Genomic DNA, 675 nt, shown 5'->3' with positions numbered 1-675 from the left:
GTGAAAGCGCTTGTGCCTCTTCAACCTTCTTCTGAATTTCTTCTACCAAACTCTTGGTGCTTTCATGGCCTTCACGGACCGCTTGTCTATCGGCTTGCAATGCCTGCTCTGCAACTGTCTTCGCTTCTGAAGCGACTCGAGACGCTTCTGTCGCACTCTGTTGCGCTTGTTCGGCTTTCGTTTGTGCACCTTCTGCTGTACTTTTTGCTTCTAAAGCTGTTGCTTTGGCTTTGCTTACTTCTTCTTTGGCTTCTTCTGATAAGCTTTTAGCACTAGAAGCGGTTTGGTTTGCCTGATCACTCGTTGCTTTTGCTTCATTGGCTATATTCTCTACGCTTTCGGCTTTAACCTTTGCTGTTTCTGCTGCCTCCTGTGAAGTTGATGCCGCCTGTTTTGCTTCTTCTGCTAGGCTCTTCGCTTCACCAGACTTCGTTAAGGCTTCTGAAGCTTTTTCACCTGTCTCAACGCAACTCTGCTTGGCTGTGTTGGCTGTCGATAACGCCCTTTCCGCAATACCTTTCACTTCTTCAAGAGTTTTAGTCGATGCATCAAAAGCATCCTTGTTTTCCTGAACAAGTTTCTTGGCTTCTTCTGATACTGTTTTAGCTTCCTCAGCACTCCCTTTCGCATTTCTTCTGATACTGTTTTAGCTTCCTCAGCACTCCCTTTCGCATC

1 pseudogene is annotated in these 675 nt (G+C 46.4%); it reads right to left on the bottom strand.

Going from position 1 to position 675, the window contains the following annotated elements:
• Window positions 1–523, bottom strand: a pseudogene (locus CER18_RS09790) (hypothetical protein); the annotation flags it as partial.
• Window positions 524–675 lie beyond the last annotated feature (152 nt).

Origin of the sequence: Bartonella tribocorum, from assembly GCF_002777915.1 — a bacterium.
GTDB lineage: Bacteria > Pseudomonadota > Alphaproteobacteria > Rhizobiales > Rhizobiaceae > Bartonella > Bartonella tribocorum_A.
This window is presented reverse-complemented; position numbering and strand designations above follow the sequence as displayed.